This window comes from Actinomycetospora chibensis, from assembly GCF_028737215.1.
Lineage (GTDB): Bacteria > Actinomycetota > Actinomycetes > Mycobacteriales > Pseudonocardiaceae > Actinomycetospora > Actinomycetospora chibensis.
The window spans coordinates 85568-99527 of sequence record NZ_JAQZAM010000004.1 but is presented as its reverse complement, the minus strand read 5'-3'; the positions used below and the strand labels follow the sequence as shown (position 1 = coordinate 99527).

10 protein-coding genes are annotated in these 13960 nt (G+C 75.5%); 3 read left to right on the top strand and 7 right to left on the bottom strand.

Annotation, left to right across the window (positions count from 1 at the left end; genetic code table 11):
* Positions 1-16 precede the first annotated feature (16 nt).
* The 4 genes from efeU to mfd all read right to left on the bottom strand — a co-directional run bounded on the left by efeU (position 17) and on the right by mfd (position 6957).
* Positions 17-874, bottom strand: coding sequence for an iron uptake transporter permease EfeU (gene efeU, locus PH189_RS07270; protein WP_274188104.1), 858 nt, complete (start codon positions 872-874; stop codon positions 17-19).
* A gap of 125 nt (positions 875-999) precedes the next feature.
* Positions 1000-1911, bottom strand: a complete 912-nt coding sequence (locus PH189_RS07265; protein ID WP_274188103.1) for a nucleoside triphosphate pyrophosphohydrolase — start codon at positions 1909-1911, stop codon at positions 1000-1002.
* Positions 1908-2921, bottom strand: coding sequence for a SurA N-terminal domain-containing protein (locus PH189_RS07260; protein WP_274188102.1), 1014 nt, complete (start codon positions 2919-2921; stop codon positions 1908-1910). The genes PH189_RS07265 and PH189_RS07260 overlap by 4 nt, the downstream gene beginning before the upstream one ends.
* A gap of 274 nt (positions 2922-3195) precedes the next feature.
* Positions 3196-6957: a transcription-repair coupling factor gene (mfd, locus tag PH189_RS07255; RefSeq protein ID WP_274188101.1), complete on the bottom strand. Its 3762-nt coding sequence runs from the start codon at positions 6955-6957 to the stop codon at positions 3196-3198.
* 447 nt (positions 6958-7404) lie between these two features.
* Here mfd and PH189_RS07250 point away from each other — a divergent pair, with 447 nt between their 5' ends.
* Entirely contained in the window at positions 7405-8667 is a 1263-nt protein-coding gene (locus PH189_RS07250; RefSeq protein ID WP_274188100.1) for a PQQ-dependent sugar dehydrogenase, read from the top strand.
* Positions 8668-8840: 173 nt separating this feature from the next.
* The gene (locus PH189_RS07245) at positions 8841-9917 is read left to right on the top strand and encodes an endonuclease/exonuclease/phosphatase family protein (protein ID WP_274188099.1); all 1077 of its coding nucleotides are present in this window, start codon (positions 8841-8843) and stop codon (positions 9915-9917) included.
* A 10-nt stretch (positions 9918-9927) separates the two neighbouring features.
* On the opposite strand, the gene PH189_RS07240 is transcribed toward PH189_RS07245, so the two are convergent.
* Together PH189_RS07240 and PH189_RS07235 are read right to left on the bottom strand one after the other, a co-directional pair.
* The gene (locus tag PH189_RS07240) at positions 9928-10446 is read right to left on the bottom strand and encodes a hypothetical protein (RefSeq protein WP_274188098.1); all 519 of its coding nucleotides are present in this window, start codon (positions 10444-10446) and stop codon (positions 9928-9930) included.
* Between the two features lie 334 nt (positions 10447-10780).
* Positions 10781-11692: an RDD family protein gene (locus PH189_RS07235; protein WP_274188097.1), complete on the bottom strand. Its 912-nt coding sequence runs from the start codon at positions 11690-11692 to the stop codon at positions 10781-10783.
* A 368-nt stretch (positions 11693-12060) separates the two neighbouring features.
* On the opposite strand from PH189_RS07235, the gene PH189_RS07230 reads away from it, so the two are divergent.
* Positions 12061-12579 carry a hypothetical protein gene (locus PH189_RS07230; protein ID WP_274188096.1) on the top strand — a complete coding sequence of 173 codons (519 nt, stop codon included), beginning with the start codon at positions 12061-12063 and terminating at the stop codon, positions 12577-12579.
* A 49-nt stretch (positions 12580-12628) separates the two neighbouring features.
* Here PH189_RS07230 and PH189_RS07225 read toward each other — a convergent pair whose 3' ends face one another.
* Complete coding sequence (locus tag PH189_RS07225) at positions 12629-13930, bottom strand: arsenate reductase/protein-tyrosine-phosphatase family protein (RefSeq protein ID WP_274188095.1); 1302 nt, start codon at positions 13928-13930, stop codon at positions 12629-12631.
* Positions 13931-13960: the final 30 nt, after the last annotated feature.

Below are 13960 nucleotides of genomic sequence, written 5' to 3'. Positions count from 1 at the left end.
GGTCGTCGGGCAGAGGTCAGGCGGGAGCGTCGGCCGAGGTCTCGGCCGGGACCTCCGGCGCGGAGCCGGAGACGGGTCTGCGAGCGGGACGCAGGAACAGCGTCAGCACGATCGCGACATAGAGCACCCACACGACGGCCTCGGCCACGGTGGTCTGCGGTGAGAAGTTGAAGACGCCCTTGAGCAGCACGCCGTACCAGGAGTCGGCCGGGATCGCGGCGCTCACGTCGAAGGCCAGGGTGGTGAGACCGGGGATGATCCCGGCCTCCTGCAGGTCGTGGACGCCGTAGGCGAGGATGCCCGCCGCGACGAAGATCAGCAGCACGCCGGTGACGGTGAAGAACTTGCCCAGGTTCAGCGTCACGGCGCCGCGGTAGATCAGGTAGGCGAGCACGATCGCGATCGCGATGCCGATCAGGAACCCGATCAACGGCCCGGTGGTCTCCCCGGCCGCCTGGGCCGCGGCGAAGAAGAACACCGCGGTCTCGAGGCCCTCGCGCCCCACGGCGAGCGCGGCCATGAGGACGACGGCGAGCGACCCCATGGCGATCGCCTTCTCCAGGCCGCCCTGCAGCTCGGTCGCGATCGTCCGCCCGACGCGGCGCATCCAGAAGATCATCCAGGTGACGAAGCCCACCGCGATGATCGACAGGGAGCCGCCCAGCGTCTCCTGGGCCTGGAACGTCAGCGCCTGCTGCGACAACGTGAGGCCGAGGGTGACACCGACGCTGATCAGCACCGCGATCCCGACCCCGAGCCACACCTTCGGCAGCTCCCGGCGGCGATCCGTGCGCACCAGGAACGCCACGAGGATGCTGACCACGAGGGACGCCTCCAGGCCCTCGCGCAGCCCGATCAGGGCGTTCCCCAGCATGGCGTCCTCTCAGCTCACCCTTACCTATGGTGAGGTGAGGCTAGCCTCGCTGGGTGACGCGAGGGAAGACGTCGGCACCAGCGATCACAGGAGGTGACCGTATTGTCCGAATTCAGACGCAGGACTCAGGCCCGCCAGTGGCGGGCCCAGGCCTCCGCGTCGAGGGCGGCGGGGTCCTCCCCCGCGGCGCGCGCCGCGTCCTCGGCGGACCGCACCCGGTGGGCCAGCTCGTCCGCGGCGGCCCGCAGCGCTCCCTCGGGGTCGGCGTTCCCGGCAACGGTGCCGGCGGCGATGTCCGCGTAGAGCGGATCGTCCGACGCGGCGGCCAGCAGGTCGTCGGGCACGCCCGCCCGGCGGGCCCGCGAGAGGTACTTCGCGACGAGCGCGGCCGCGGGCTGGGCCCGCGCGACGCCCTCCAGGGCGGAGGCCCGGCGCTTCTCGACCGCCTTGAGCTCCTCCCAGCGCACCTGCTGCTCAGCCGCACCGGTGATCACCTCGCCGTCGCCGAAGACGTGCGGGTGCCGTCCGACGAGCTTGGCCACCAGCTCCTGCGCGACCTCGTCGATCCCGAACGGCGCGCGCGGGTCCTCCTGGGCGATCCGCGCGTGGAAGAGGACCTGGAGCAGGACGTCGCCCAGTTCCTCCCGCACGGCCTCGCGGTCGTCGTCGGCGACGGCGTCGTAGAGCTCGTAGGTCTCCTCGACGAGGTAGCGCAGCAGCGACTCCGGCGTCTGCGCGGCGTCCCACGGGCAGCCGCCGGGCGAGCGCAGGCGGTCCATGACGCGCACGGCCTCGAGGAGCGCGGCGCCGGGCTGGTTCCCGGTCCCCGGCACGAGCTCGACCACCGCGCCGTCGGCCCGTGGCGTCTCCGTCCCGACCGCGCCGAGGTCGCGCGCGAACGCCTCAGCGAGCTCCGCGGGCAGGTCGGGGTGCAGGCGCACCTGGTCGGCCGCGGCGACCGTGCGCACCGCCGAGGCGGGCAGGACCGCGCCGAGCCGGGGGTCGACGGCGACCGTCGTGGTGGTCCCGGTGCTCACGGGGCCGGGCTGCGCACCGGGGTGATGACGCCCGCGGCCGCCTCGTCCTCGACCACGTCGAGCTGCGTCGGGTCCCAGGTGCCGTAGCGGGGGCTGACCGTCACGCCCTCCTCGAGCGCCAGCGGCTGGAGCATGCGCAGGCCGAACCCGAACATCGTGTCCTCGTCGACCGCGCCGGCGGGGGTGATGCCTGCTCCGGGCGGCGGGGCGTCGAGGGTGCGCTCGCGCACGTGGATGACCGTCCACGGGCCCTGGGCCGGGTCCTGCTGCTGGCCGGTCTGCGAGCTCGACGAGCCGCTCGGCGTGATCGCGACGGTGCCCGCGGGCAGCCCGAAGAGCACCGACGACGCCGACGACCGGAGCTCGGCGCCCTGGTTCTGGCCCGGACGCAGCGCGAGCCCGCTCGCCCCCGCTCCGCCCGGCGCGCCGGCGAAGAGCCGGTCCGCGCGTGTCGGGTCGGCGGCGACCTGGGCGGCCAGGGCCTCCGCCGACGCCCGGTCCGGCGTGGCGGCGTAGTCGATGGTGACGGCCAGGCGGTCGAACACCCGGCGGCCGATCTCGGCGGCGGCGACCTGGTCGCCCACGAGCTCGCGGATCGTCGCGGGGTCGAAGCCGCTGCCCTGCGCGGCCGCCTCCGCCCCGCCGACCCGGGCGAGCTCGGCATCCACCCGCTGCGGCGGCACGACGATCCCGTCGCGACGCGATTGCTCGGCGATGAGCTCGTGCAGGACCCGGACCGTCACCAGCCGGCGCGACTCCTGCGCGAGCAGCTGCGGCGGGATCGGCGCGCCCGGCGCGATGCCCTGCTGCGCCCCCTGCTGGTCGACCGCGACCCGCAGGTCCGGCACGGCGGTGCGCAGCCGGCCCTGGATGTCGTCGATCGTGATGACCTGGTCGCCGACGATGGCCGCGGCGTCCACCTGGGACGGCCCCGTCCCGCACCCGGCCAGCACGACGAGACCGACGAGCACCGACGTGACGATCGGCAGCAGGCGACGCACGGTGGTCACCTTCTCACCCGCCCGGCCGCGTCCCCCCGGCCGCCCCGCACTCCTGGGCGCCCGGGCCGCCGGCGCCCCCGGTTCCGGGAGCTCGCCATCTCGATCTCTCGAGAGTGCGACCGGTGCTGTGCGCGTCGAGGGGCACATCGCGCATGATCGACCGGTCCGCACGCCTGCCGTACGTGCCCCTCGCACCAGCACTGGCGGCACGGTCGAGAGATCGAACTGGCGAGGTCCCACCGAGCGGCTCCGCGGCCGCCCGGCACGCACCGGAGCACGGCCGTCAGGTCGCCGCCGCCGCCACCGGCGCGGGGAAGAGCTGGGCGAACAGCTGCTCGCACCAGGCCAGCAGGGCCAGGTCGCGCAGGGGCGGCGCGCCCATCTTCACCGGGCCCCGCCCGTCCTGGCCCTCCACGGGCCGGGGCAGCGAGAGGGTGCGCGACGCCGCCTTGTACTGCGCGCGCGGGTGCAGGCGCTTGAGCCGCATCTGCGCGGAGTCGGGCAGGTCCACCGGCGCGAGGCGGATCTGGTTGCCCTGGCCCGCGACCTCGGTGATCCCGTGACGCCGGCAGACCTGGCGGAACGCGGCGACGGCCAGCAGGTTGGTCACCGGCACCGGGGGCTCGCCGTAGCGGTCGACGAGCTCCTCGCGGACGGCGTCCAGCGCCGCGTCGTCGCCGGCCTCGGCAATCTTGCGGTAGACGTCGAGGCGCAGGCGCTCGGTGTCGACGTAGTCGTGCGGCACGTGGGCGTCGATCGGGAGGTCGACGCGCACCTCGGCCAGCGGCTCGTCGCCGTCGCCTGCGGCGTCGGTGTGCGCCTTGAACGCCTCGACGGCCTCGCCGACCAGGCGCACGTAGAGGTCGAACCCGACGCCCGCGATGTGCCCGGACTGCTCGGCGCCGAGGATGTTGCCGGCGCCGCGGATCTCGAGGTCCTTCATCGCGACCGCGGTGCCGGCGCCCAGCTCGGAGTGCTGGGCGATGGTGGCGAGGCGGTCGTGCGCGGTCTCGGTGAGCGGCTGGTCGGCCGGGTAGAGGAAGTAGGCGTACCCCCGCTCGCGCCCGCGGCCGACGCGACCGCGGAGCTGGTGGAGCTGCGAGAGCCCCAGGGTGTCGGCGCGCTCGACGATCAGGGTGTTGGCGTTGGAGATGTCCAGGCCGTTCTCGACGATCGTCGTGCAGACCAGGACGTCGTGCTCGCGCTCCCAGAACTCGTTGACGGTGCGCTCGAGGCGCTCCTCGGGCATCTGGCCGTGCGCGGTGACGATGCGCGCCTCGGGCACGAGCTGGCGCAGCTTGGCCGCGGAGTCGTCGATCGACTGCACGCGGTTGTGGATGTAGAAGACCTGCCCGTCGCGGAGCAGCTCGCGCCGGATCGCGGCGGCGATCTGCTTGGGCTCCTGAGCGCCGACGTAGGTCAGCGTCGGGTGCCGCTCCTCGGGCGGGGTGAGGATCGTCGACATCTCGCGGATGCCGGCGAGGCTCATCTCCAGGGTGCGCGGGATCGGCGTCGCGGACATCGAGAGCATGTCGACGTGGGCGCGGAGCCCGGTGATGTGCTCCTTGTGCTCGACGCCGAAGCGCTGCTCCTCGTCGATGATCACCAGCCCGAGGTCCTTCCAGGACACCCCGGTCTGCAGGAGCCGGTGGGTGCCGACGACGACGTCGACGCTGCCGTCGGCGAGGCCCCGGAGGATCCCGTCGACCTCCTTGGCCGGCGTGAACCGCGAGAGCCCCTTCACCGTGATCGGGAAGTTGCGCATCCGGTCGGTGAACGTCTGCAGGTGCTGCTGGGCGAGCAGCGTCGTCGGCACGAGCACCGCCACCTGCTTGCCGTCCTGCACCGCCTTGAACGCCGCGCGCACCCCGATCTCGGTCTTGCCGTAGCCGACGTCGCCGGAGATGACGCGATCCATCGGGACCGCCTTCTCCATGTCGGCCTTGACCTCGTCGATCGCCGACGCCTGGTCGGGCGTCTCGGTGAACGGGAACGCGTCCTCCATCTCCCGCTGCCACGGGGTGTCGGCCGCGAACGCGTGCCCGGGCGCGGACTGGCGCGCCGCGTAGAGCTGGACCAGCGACGCCGCGATGTCGCGGACCGCCTTGCGCGCCTTCGACTTCGTCTTCGACCAGTCGGAGCCGCCGAGCTTGTTCAGCGTCGGCAGCTCGCCGCCGACGTAGCGGCTGACCTGGTCGAGCTGGTCGGTCGGGACGAACAGCCGGTCCGACGCCTGCCCGCGCTTCGAGCTGGCGTACTCCAGCACCAGGTACTCGCGCGTGGTGCGCGCCGGGCCGGTGCCGGTGGTGCGCTGGGTCATCTCGACGAACTTGCCGATGCCGTGCTGGGCGTGGACGACGTAGTCGCCGGTCTGGAGCGTGAGAGGGTCGACGGCGTTGCGCCGCTTGACCGGCGCCCGCTTCACGACGCCGTCGCCGCTCGAGCGGCTGCCCGTGAGGTCGGACTCGGTGACGATCACGAGCGGCGTCCCGCCGGCCGTGACGCCGTCGGCCAGCGACCCGCGCGTGACCGTGACCACGCCGGGCTGCGGGGCGCCGAGCAGGCCCTCGTCCGCCAGGACCACCGGCACCTCGTGCTCGCGCAGCTGCTCGGCCGCGCGCTGGGCCGTGCCGGCGGCGGGCACGACGACGACGCCGATCCCCCCGGACGCGGCGAGCCCACGGAGGTCGGCGGCCGCGCGGGCGATGTCGCCGCGGTAGGCCTCGACGGCGATGAACCCGGGCCGCAGCACCCGCGCCCTATCGGTGTGCTGGCCCCACTCTCGCGGAGTCTGGGAGTCGTCCTCGACGTCGGGGTCGGTCGCGAGGCTCGACAGCGTCCACCACGGCCGTCCCGCCTTCGCGGCGACGGCGCGCACGTCGCCGAGGTCGCGGTAGGCCGAGGCACCGAGGTCGATGGGGGCGCGGCCGTCGGCGCCGTCCGCGGCCGCGAGCCACGACGCCTCGAGGAACTCCTGGCCGGTGCGCACGAGGTCGGCGGCGCGTGTGATCACGCGCTCGGGGTGGCAGACCAGCACGTGCCCGCCGCTGGGCAGCAGCTCGGGCAGCAGGGCGAGCTCCGGCGTCTCCCCCTCCCCGGAGAGCAGCGCGGGGATCAGCGACTCCATGCCCTCCGACGGGATGCCCTCCGCGACGCGGCTGAGCAGCTCGGCGAGGGCCTTGTCCTTGGTGTGCTCGGCGGCGAGCTCCGCGGCGCGGGTGCGCACGGTGTCGGTGAGCAGCAGCTCGCGGCACGGCGGCGCGACGACCTCGGCCGGTCGGGAGTCGGGGCCCTCGCCGGGCAGCGAGCGCTGGTCGGCGACGGAGAAGCAGCGCAGCTCGGAGACCTCGTCGCCCCAGAACTCCACGCGCACCGGCGCCGCCGCCGTGGGCGGGAACAGGTCGACGATGCCGCCGCGCACCGCGAACTCGCCGCGCTTCTCCACCATCTCGACGCGCGCGTAGGCGAGGTCGACGAGGCGGGCGGTGAGCGCCTCGAGCTCGTACTCGGTGCCCTCGGCCAGGCGCACCGGCTCGAGGTCGCCGAGCCCGGGCACGACGGGCTGGAGGAGGCTGCGGGTGGCCGTGACGACGACGCGCAGCGGGACGTCGGGGGTGTCCGGCGCCTCCGGGTGGGCCAGCCGGCGCATCACCGTGACGCGGCGCCCGACGGTGTCGGCGCGCGGCGAGAGCCGCTCGTGGGGCAGGGTCTCCCAGCTCGGCAGGAGGGCCACCTCGTCGGGGGAGAGCAGCTCGCCCACCGCGGTGGTCAGCTCCTCGGCCTCCCGCTCGGTGGCGGTGACCACGAGGACCGGGGTACCGGCCCCGCCGACCGCACCGCCCTCGCCCGGCACGGCGGCGAGCGCCGCGGCGAGGAAGGGCCGCAGCCCCGTCGGACCCTCGACGGCGACGTCCCGTCCGGCGGCCGCGACGACGTCCTGCAGCCCGGGATCGGCGAGCGCCGCGGGCAGCAGGTCGGCGAGGGGCGCGGTGGATCCGGCGGTGGATCCGGCAGGGGGACCCGGGGAGGAGACGGCAGGCGACACGGCAGGAGACGCGGCGGGCGACAAGCTTCTTCGGACCCTTCGACGGACCGTCGGGCACGAGCGCAGGAGCGGGCGCGCCGGGGAGGACTCCAGGGTACGTGCGAGCCCCGACGGCCGGGCAGGATGGCCTGTGACGGCCACCGCGAGCGGTAGGGGCGGGTCTCCGGCCGGTTCGGGTCGGAGTCGCCGGCTCCCCGCGGCCGACGACTCCTCGACGGACCCGACCTCCGTGCGTGCCCCCCGGATCGCACGGGCGGTGCGCCGCCGCGCAAAAAGTACCGTGCGGTCCGTTCGTGTTCAACAGGCACGCCCTCGTTGGACGGGCCGACGGACAGCGCCACCCGTTCGCCGACTTCATGCCGCCGACCAGCCCAGATTCGCCACCGACGGGCTCACCCGATCGGGCCCCCACGGGAATCGGACGCGTCGCGCGGCATCATCGTGGACGTGACCTCCAGCCGATCACGCCCGGCGCGGGCCCTGCTCACCCTCACGGCGCTCCTGGCCCTGGGCCTCGCAGCGTGCAGCGAGGGTCCGGACCGGACGAGCGCGGCACCCGCGTCCGGCGGAGGTGCCGGGGCCGCCGCGCCGCCGTCGACGCCGGCCGGGCCGACGGGCACCGCGCTGCGCGTCGAGACCGTGGCCGGCGACTTCGCGAACCCCTGGGACGTCGCCTTCGTCGGCGGCGACCGGATGCTGGTGACCCAGCGGGACGGGTCGCTCTCGCTCGTCACGGGCCTCGGCCCCGGGGCCCGCGTCACGCCCGTCGCCGCCGACCTCTCCTCGGTCTACGCGCGCGGGGAGGGCGGGCTCATGGGGATCGCCGCGGCGCCGGACGTCGCCACCTCCGGGTCGTTCGTGACCTGCCAGACCCATCAGGAAGGCGGCCGCCCGGTCGACGTGCGCGTCGTGTCGTGGCGCCTGTCGCCCGACGGGACGCGGGCCGACCGCGTGCGCGACCCGCTGGTCGGCGGCCTGCCGGTGAACCCCTCGGGACGCCACTCCGGGTGCCGGCCCACCTTCGCCCCCGACGGCATGCTGCTCGTCGGCACCGGCGACACCGCGCGCGCCACGATCCCGCAGGACCGCGGCTCGCTCGGCGGCAAGGTGCTGCGCGTCGACCCCGCCACCGGCGGTCCCGCGCCGGGCAACCCGTTCGCCGCCTCCGGCAGCGCCGCGGAGCGCCTCGTCTCGGGCTACGGGCACCGCAATGTGCAGGCCGTCGCCGTCCAGCCGGGCACCGGGCGTGGCTGGAGCGCCGAGCACGGCCCCGACATCGACGACGAGGTGAACGTCGTCATCCCCGGCTCGAACTACGGCTGGGATCCGGCCCAGGGCGGCGAGAGCCCCGGCGGCTACGACGAGTCGGTGCCGATGACCGACCTCGACCGCTACCCGGACGCCGTCCCCGCCGCGTGGAGCTCGGGCGACCCCACCGAGGCGATCAGCGGCGCGGCCTTCCTCGACGGGCCCGCCTGGGGGGACATGGCGGGACTGCTGGCCGTGTCCGCGCAGAAGGGCGAGAAGCTCTTCTTCATGCGCCCGGGCACCGGCGCCGACGAGAACCGCATCGTCGAGGTCACGGTGCCGCCGGAGCTCGACGGCGAGTTCGGCCGCCTGCGCGGTGCACGTCTCGGCCCGGACGGCGCGCTGTACCTGACCAGCGACAACGGCTCCGACGACGTCATCCTGCGCGTGACCCGCGCGTGACCGGTCGGAACGACCCCGGGCGGCCTGCGCCCGGGGGCCGGCCGGCCGGGCCGGGGTACGGCGGAGGCTGGGCACCGCCGCCCGGTTCCGGTCGGCCGCCGGGCCCGCCGGGTGCACGGCGTCCCCACGGCCCGCCCCCCGGCCGGGGCCCGTCGCCCCCGCAGACCCGCCAGATGTCCGCCCCCGCGGCGCCTCCGGCGCCGCCCCGACCGGCCGCGTCACGGGAGCCGGCGCGCGACCGCTCCCGACCTCGACGCAACCCCCGTCTGCCCCGTACCGGCGCCGGGGCGATCGCCGCGGCCGTCGTGCTCGGGGTGCCCGCGGCCGTGGTGACCTTCTCCGACCTGCTCGGGATCGACGACCGCACCCCGTTCGTCCAGACCATCGCCTTCCGACCGCAACTCGCCGCCGGGCTCACGGTGTTCGCCCTGCTCGTGGGGCTCCTCGCACGGCGGGCGTGGCCGGTGGCCGCCGCTCTCGGCCTGGTCGGCGTGCTGGGGCTCGCGATGGTCCTGCCCCGGGCGATCGGCTCGTCGGAAGCGGGCGCGACCGGGGGCCCGGAGCTGACCGTCCTCACCGCCAGCGCCTACCTCAGCCGCGCCGACCCGGACGCCCTCGCCGCGCTCATCACCTCGCGAACCCCCGACGTCGTCGTCCTGCCCGAGGCCCGCGGCGTCCTGCGTGACCGCCTCCAGCAGGCCCTCGTCGACACCTCCGGCGGCGAGGAGGGCACCAGCGGCTACCGCGTCTTCGCCGCCGACGCCCGGCGCGACGACAGCCCGATGACCGTGTTCGTGCGCCGCGAGCTCGGCCGTCCGACGGCGACGCCGAACCGCGACACCGAGTTCCCCTCGCTCATCCTCGACTTCGACGACGTCGACGGGCAGCCGGTGCGCGTCGTCGCGACCCACCCGCAGTCGCCGAAGCCCGGGGACACCAACGCCTGGAAGCGCGACGTCGAGGCGCTCTCCCGGTGGTGCACCGGCGACCGGCCGACGGTCGTCGCCGGGGACCTCAACGCCACCCTCGACCACGCCGAGCTCCGCGACGCCATCGACGGCTGCACGGACGCGGCGAGCGACGTCGGCGAGGGCCTGACGGGCACGTGGCCCTCGGCCGCCCCGCGGCTCCTCGGGGTCCAGATCGACCACGTGCTGACGTCCGGCGGACCCGCGGCGCGCGAGGTCGAGATCGTCGACGTCGAGGGCAGCGACCACCGCGGCGTGCTCGCGCGCGTGGGCCTCGGCTGAGGTCTCCCGGCTAGTTCCGGCGGGCCCCGCCCTCCGGCACGCGCCCGGGACGGACACCGCCGGCCAGCGGGCGTCGCGCCGACGGGTCCACCCGCCGCTGCGCGGGCATGCCCGCGACGTGCTCGTCCTCGAGCCCGCGACGCCAGGCCTCCTCGAGCGCGGTGCGGGCGCCCTCGCGGACGTCGGCGAGCATGTCGCGCATCGACGCGCCGAGCGCCGGCGGCACCAGCGGCGAGCCGGCGAGCTTCGCGAGCGGCTCCAGCCGTGCGACCGCGTCCCGCAGGATCGCCGACGCGGCGACCGGGCCGTCCGGCGGCTGGGCCACGATGCGGTCGCCGAGCGACGTCTGCCACTGCCGCACCCGCCCGGCGAAGGCCGTGGAGAGCCGCTCCAGCAGGCGCGCCTCCACGTACGAGCCGAAGCCCCCGCGCACCGGGCCGAGGCCCTCCGTCGACGGGTCCTCACCCCGGCGGAACGCCTCGAGCCAGCTGACCCAGGCGGCGTACCCACCGCGTGCCGGGGCGCTCATCGTCGCCACCCACCGGGTCGGGAATCTGTCGAGCTCACGTCGGACTGCCTCCGTCACGTACGGTCACGCCGGACCGGGCCTGCGCGGCGTCGGGACGCACCGGTTGCGCCCGACTGTGGCCCGGAAGTCGCTCTGCGGACCGAGTCCGTTTCGCCTGGCGGCACGAACGGTCCAGGTTCGCCCGGCCGGAGCAGTGGAGTCCCTGTCAGCGGCAGTGACGGCTCCGACCGGCGCCCGATCGGGCGGAACGCTCGCCCGTGTCACTGCTGGACGCATGCTCGGGCCCGGTGTATCGGATCGGTCGTCCGTGTCCGTCCCGTCTCGGGCTCGAGCGTCAGGCGCGGACGACCAGCGTCTTCGCCACCATGTCGCCGAGGCGCTGGTGGCGGGCCGAGGTCGACATGACGATCAGGCCGAGGATCCCGGCGAACAGCCCGTCGACGATGAGCATCAGCCACCGGATCACGCACTGCCCGAGGGTCGGCACGCCGCCGTCCTCCTCGCGGACGATGCGCAGGTTCAGCCATCCCATCGCCGGGGTCTGGCCCTGGTGGGTGGACGGCCAGTACGCGTGCACCACGAACGCGGACGCCAGGCCGACGACGAAGACGAGGACGTAGCCGATGCCGACGATCGTGAGCGCCGTGTTCGGGTCGGCCGACGCCCCGGCGATCCCGGCCACGATGAACAACAGGACGAACGTCGGCACGGCGGAGAGCAGCCCGTCGAGGATGTACTGCCCGACGCGGGAGCCGATGACGTCGGTGGGGTCGCTGCCCGGCACCCCGCCGTAGCCGGGCTGGCCGTAGCCGGGCTGGCCGTAGCCGGGCTGGCCGTAGCCGGGCTGGCCGTACCCGGGCTGGCCGTAGCCGGGCTGCTGGCCGTAGCCGGCGTCGGGCTGCGCGAACGGCTGGCCGTACTGCTGCTGCCCGTAGCCGGGCTGCTGGCCGTACTGCGGCTGGCCGTACTGCGGCTGGCCGTACTGCGGCTGGCCGTACTGCGGCTGGCCCCCGTAGCCGGGCTGAGCGCCGTATCCGGGCTGGCCGCCGTACCCCGGCTGCTGCCCGTACTGCGGCTGGCCGTAGGCGGGCTGTCCCTGCTGACCACCCGGCTGACCACCCTGCTGGCCCGGGTCCTGCGACCCCGGAGCGGCCGCCGAGGGGTCACTGAAGCCGGACTGCTGGCTGTATCCCCCCGGAGTCGCCCCGAAACCTGACTGCTGCTGGTACTCGTCGGGGTTGCTCACGCTCTGTTCTCCCGAAGTCGTCGTCGAGGGCGTTCCGTACCCCGATGGCTGCTGACCGTGATGTCCGGCCGACCTTCATTCCGTGTTCGGACGGTCTCCCGGGTCCCGCTGTCCGCTCGCGGACCGGGCCACTGCACCCCGGGGGCCGCAGCATGCCAGCGAGTGGTCACCCTGGGCAGTGCTGATGAGGCCGTCAGGGGTGGTGTGTCACCCGCACGGGCCGAAGGGTGCGCTCACGGTACGCGCCCGGGCTCGGATCACCCCATTGCCCGCTGCGCCTCGCCCGGCCGGAGCATGACACCCGAGGGGGCTCGCGCGTTGGGTGTAGGTCAGGTCACGACACCGCAACATCCCGGGAGGAGGTCACGATGACCATCCCACCCCGACCGACCGCACCGGCCCGGTCGAGCGCGCTCGCCGACGTGCCCGCCCCGCGGCAGGCGCCCGTGGGGCACGCCGCGGACGCGCGCGGACCCGTCGGGGGCACCGTGCTCGCGGGCTTCGCGTGGATCGTCCGCGAGGTCACCCACGTTCCCGGCGTCCTGCGGCTGCGCCACGGTCGCCTGAGCTTCGAGTCGACGCGCGGCGTGCTCTTCGACGCCACGGCCTCCGACCTGGGTCTCGAGCTCGGCCGGTCGCCCCGCGCCGGCATGCACGTCACGGTCGGGTCCGAACGCCTCCGCGTCTGCGTCGTGCGGCCCCCGGGCTGTGTCGACCCGTGCCACGACCTCGTCGAGCGTGCCGTCGACCGGCACGACGACGACCCACCGGTGACCGCCGGTGGTCACGACGCCTGGACCTCCTGGCGCCCCCTGCTCGCCCCGCCGCCGGCCGTGACGCGGCCGCGCGCCCGGGTGCGCCGCGCGTTCACCTTCGCCCCGTCCTGAGCGCGCCCCGTCCTGACAACGGAGCACCGGCGGACAGGAGCCGTTGGCCCTACCGTCCGGCGCGGGTGCTCGAGTGCGCCGGCGCCGGGGCGTCGTCCGCACCCTCGGTGCCGTCGGCGCTCCCGTGGCCCTCGATGACCTGACCGCCGGCCTTCTCGAGGTCCTCGTCGTCGTCGGCCCAGCCGTGCCGGCGGCGTCGACCCGCCGGTGCCGGTGCGGCGTCGCCGTCCCGGGGTGACCGCTCCGGCGTCGCCGGGACCGGGGACGACGGGCCCTGGGACGACGGGCCCTGGGACGACGGGCCCTGGGACGACGGGCCCTGTGACGACGGGCCCTGGGACGACCGGCCGTCCCGATGGTGCCCGCCGTCCGCGGTGCCGTTCCCGGGCGGCCCGGCCGAGGCGGGATCGGGCGGGAGGGGGTCCACCGGCCCGGGCGGACGCGGAACTCGCGCGCCCGGCGGCAGCACCGAGGACACGCCGGAGGGCTGACCCTGAGGCACGCCGGGAGGCCGGGCCACGGGAGCACCGTGCGGCGGCGGTCCCCCGGGCGGCGCGCCACCGGGCCCCTGACCGGCCGGGACGGGACCGGCCGGGACCCCGGGCGGAGGACCGAACGGGCCCCCGGGCATCGGCGGGGGCGGACCGGGCCGACGGGGTGCCATGCCGGGATGTTGCGGACCGGCGTGCTGACCGGGAGGCGGCCCGGGACGGCGGCGGACCGGCCACGGGACGCCGGCGCCGATGGCGTCGACCAGCGGCCGCACCGCCTCGTGCAGGAGGCGCGCGGATTCCGCGTGCTCGGCCGCCCCGCCCTGGATGGGGTCCGGGATCGCGTCGTCCTCGGAGTCGACCGGCGCGCCCTGGCCACGCTCCGCGAGCGCCGCGGCGACGAGGGCGTGGGCGCGCTCGCGGGGGTCGGCGGGCAGGGCGGCGTGGTCGGCGGGGTCGATGCTGCCGAGCAGGCGGGCGAACTCGCGCACGGTGAACGTGCTGCGCAGCGCGCGCGGCTCCAGCTCGAGCACGGCCGAGCGGTGCGAGCGGCTGACGGTGAGGACGAGGTCCGCGAGCTCCACGTCCCGCGCCGGCAGCTGGCGGGCCCGGAAGGCCGCGACGTCGGGGTGCGTGGCCAACGGCCCGAGCTGGGCGCGGGAGAGCGGGTGCATCTCGGAGCCGACGACGGCGCCGGTGCCACCGCTGGCGACGTCGAACCACGACGCCCACCGCGGCCCGAGCCGCATCTCCAGCAGCGCGCGGGTGTGGAAGCGCGCGAACGGCGACCGGCAGATGTTCCCGGTACAGACGAACAGGAGCCGGAAACGCCGCGGTGCCCCGTCACCCCGACCGTCCATACGTCCGATCGTCGCAGTCCGTGGCCGTCC

What these genes read in the sequence shown, in the direction of transcription:
- PH189_RS07230 (WP_274188096.1), top strand. Translation starts at nt 12,061, where the DNA reads ATGACCATCCCACCCCGACCGACCGCACCGGCCCGGTCGAGCGCGCTC.
- PH189_RS07240 (WP_274188098.1), bottom strand. Translation starts at nt 10,446, where the DNA reads ATGAGCGCCCCGGCACGCGGTGGGTACGCCGCCTGGGTCAGCTGGCTC.
- PH189_RS07245 (WP_274188099.1), top strand. Translation starts at nt 8,841, where the DNA reads ATGTCCGCCCCCGCGGCGCCTCCGGCGCCGCCCCGACCGGCCGCGTCA.
- efeU (WP_274188104.1), bottom strand. Translation starts at nt 874, where the DNA reads ATGCTGGGGAACGCCCTGATCGGGCTGCGCGAGGGCCTGGAGGCGTCC.
- PH189_RS07225 (WP_274188095.1), bottom strand. Translation starts at nt 13,930, where the DNA reads ATGGACGGTCGGGGTGACGGGGCACCGCGGCGTTTCCGGCTCCTGTTC.